At 72.6% G+C, this 2755-nt stretch carries 3 protein-coding genes; all 3 read right to left on the bottom strand.

Annotation, left to right across the window (positions count from 1 at the left end):
• Nucleotides 1–92 precede the first annotated feature (92 nt).
• Nucleotides 93–866: an ABC transporter ATP-binding protein gene (locus tag ETD85_RS61440; RefSeq protein ID WP_138698962.1), complete on the bottom strand. Its 774-nt coding sequence runs from the start codon at nucleotides 864–866 to the stop codon at nucleotides 93–95.
• Nucleotides 863–1909, bottom strand: a complete 1047-nt coding sequence (locus ETD85_RS61435) for a FecCD family ABC transporter permease (RefSeq protein ID WP_379507706.1) — start codon at nucleotides 1907–1909, stop codon at nucleotides 863–865. Before ETD85_RS61435 ends, ETD85_RS61440 begins: the two co-directional genes overlap by 4 nt.
• Before the next feature lie 2 nt (nucleotides 1910–1911).
• Nucleotides 1912–2755: ABC transporter substrate-binding protein (locus ETD85_RS61430; protein WP_138698961.1), on the bottom strand; the 844-nt coding region annotated here is incomplete at its 5' end.

The raw sequence follows: 2755 nt of genomic DNA, 5'->3' as shown, positions 1-2755 counted from the left end.
GAGCATCGCGGAGGAGATCATCCGCCACCCCGGCCCGAACTCCCACAGCAGCGCCCCGAGCCTCGTCCCCTCCTCCATCCGGTACGTGAGCTTCATGATCTTCCCCTGACCAGATGCACGACGGGCCGGCCGTCGGGCCCGGGCTCGATCTTCACATGGGCGTCGAAGTGGCGTCCCACCAATTCCTCGGTCAGCACCTGGCCGGGCCGGCCCGAGGCGACCGCGCGGCCCTCGGCCAGCAGCAGCAGGGAGTCGGCGTAGAGGCCCGCGACCGTGAGGTCGTGCAGGGTGGTGACGACGGTCAGGCCGTCGGCCCGCCGCAGCCGGTCCACCAGTTCGAGCACCTGCTGCTGGTGCCCGAGGTCCAGCGCGGTCGTCGGCTCGTCGAGCAGCAGCACGGGGGCCTGCTGGGCGAGCGCCCTGGCCAGCACCACCCGCTGCCGCTCCCCGCCGGACAGCTCGCCGACGCGGCGCATGGCGAGGGCGGTCAGGTCCAGCCGCTCGATCACGGACGCGGTCACCTCGCGATCGTGGCCGCTCTCGCGCCCCAGATACGGGATGTACGGCGTGCGCCCCAGCAACGCGTAGTCGAACACCGTCATGTCCGGCGGCAGCGCGGGCGCCTGCGGCGCGTACGCCAGCAGCCTGGCCCGCTCGCGCGGCTTGAGCCCGGCGGCGGGCCGGGAGTCCACCGCGACCTCGCCCCGGTGCGTGACGAGGCCCATGACGGCCTTGAGCAGGGTGGACTTGCCAGCGCCGTTGGGCCCGATGATCGCCAGCCACTCGCCGGCGCGCACCTGGAGGTCCACGGCGTCCACGACGTCGCGCTCGCCGAGGCGTACGGACAGGGCCGAGGTCCGGATCATACGGCCGCCCGCCTGGTCATGCGCAGGACGCCGACGAAGAACGGCGCGCCGACGAACATCGTCACCACGCCGATCGGCAGCTCGGCCGGCGCGAGCACGGTGCGCGCGACGAGGTCGGCCAGCACCAGGAACGCCGCCCCGCCGATCAGCGACAGCGGCAGCACGCTCCGGTACGAGCCGCCCGCCAGCCGCCGCACGACGTGCGGGACGACGATGCCCACGAACCCGATCAGCCCGCTCACCGCCACGGCCGCCGCGGTGGCCAGCGACGCGGCCAGCAGCACGGTGAACCGCACCCTGGCCGCCCGCACGCCGAGGCTGGTCGCCTCCTCGTCGCCGACCGAGAGCACGTCCAGCATCCGCCCGTGCAGCAGGAGCAGCGCGGCGGAGACGGCGGCGTACGGCAGGACCAGCCAGAGCTGGTCCCAGCCGCCGCCGACGTCCCCGAGGATCCAGGAGTAGATGCGCTGCAGCTCCTCCACCTTGAACTGCTGGACGAACGTCTGGATCGCGGTCAGGAACGACGTGACCGCGACCCCGGCCAGCACCAGCGTGGCGGTGCCGCCCGCGCGCCCGGCCGTGTTGCCGAGCGTGTACGCCAGGAACACCCCGCCCACGGCCCCCGCGAAGGCCGCGACCGGGATGCTGGCCGCCACGTCGGGCAGCAGCACGATGGCCACGGTCGTCGCCAGGCCCGCGCCCGCCGCCGCCCCCAGCAGGTACGGATCGGCGAGCGGGTTGCGGAACACGCCCTGGTAACCCGCGCCCGCCACGGCCAGCAGCCCACCGACCACGGCCGCGAGGAGCACCCTCGGCAGCCGCAGCTCGAACAGCAGGCCCTGCTCGACCGGCGCGAGCCCGGAGTCCACGTGCACGAACGGCAGCCAGTCGGCCGCCTGGAGCACCACCTGCCAGGGCGAGATGTCGGCGGCTCCGTCGAGCAGCCCCGCGATCATGGAGACGGCCAGCACGCCCAGGGCGCACACCACCCACAGGGGCCGGGCCCTGGACGGGCGGGCCGGCGCCGTCGTGCGGACGGCCACGGTCAGCTCGCGCCGGCCTTGGACACCGCCGCGCCGATGGATTCCGCCAGCTGCACGACGCGCGGCCCCCACCGGGAGGCGAGGTCGTCGTCGAGCAGGATCACCTGGTCGTTCTTGATGGCCGACAGGTTCTTCCAGCCGGGCCGCTTGGCCAGGGTGTCCTTGTTCTGCTGGCAGCACTTGACGTCCGCCAGGAAGATCAGCTGGGGGTCGGCCTGGGCCACGAACTCGGCCGACAGCTTGGGATAGCCGCCCGCCGCGTCCGGCGCCTTGTCGGCGATGTTGGTCAGGCCGAACATGCCGTAGACCTGGCCGATGAACGTCTGGGACGTCGCCGCGTAGGGGGTCTGGTCGAGCTCGTGGTAGTAGGTGAGCTGCTTGTCCTTGGGCGCTTCGGCGGCCAGCTTGGCCATGGCCGACTTCATACCGCTCACGACCTCGTCCGCCTTGGCCTTGTTGCCGGTGGCGGCGCCGAGCTCGGTGATCTCCTCGTACGCCTCGTCGAGCTTGGTGGCGGCGGGCTGGAGCAGGACGGGCACGTTCACCTTGCCCAGCTCGGCGACGACCTTGTCCAGGTCGTCGGAGAGGACGACCAGGTCGGGCTTCTGGGCGATGATGGCCTCGACGTTCGGCTTGAAGCCGGACAGGTCGGTTTTGGGGGCCTCGGGCGGGAAGTTCGACTGGTCGTCGACCGCGATCACCTGCGGGCCGGCGCCGATGGCGAAGAGCGTCTCGGTGTGGGTGGCCGAGAGCGAGACGATCCGCTCCGGCTTCTTGGCGAGGGTGACCTTGCCGTTGCCGGCCTCGACGGTGACCGGGAAGCCGGTGTCCGAGGAGGCGGGGGAG

The organism is Nonomuraea zeae, from assembly GCF_005889725.1.
In the GTDB taxonomy this organism is placed as follows: domain Bacteria; phylum Actinomycetota; class Actinomycetes; order Streptosporangiales; family Streptosporangiaceae; genus Nonomuraea; species Nonomuraea zeae.
This window is presented reverse-complemented; position numbering and strand designations above follow the sequence as displayed.

Excerpts from the sequence above, each read along its gene's own strand:
- ETD85_RS61440 (WP_138698962.1), bottom strand. The coding sequence starts at position 866 with ATGATCCGGACCTCGGCCCTGTCCGTACGCCTCGGCGAGCGCGACGTC.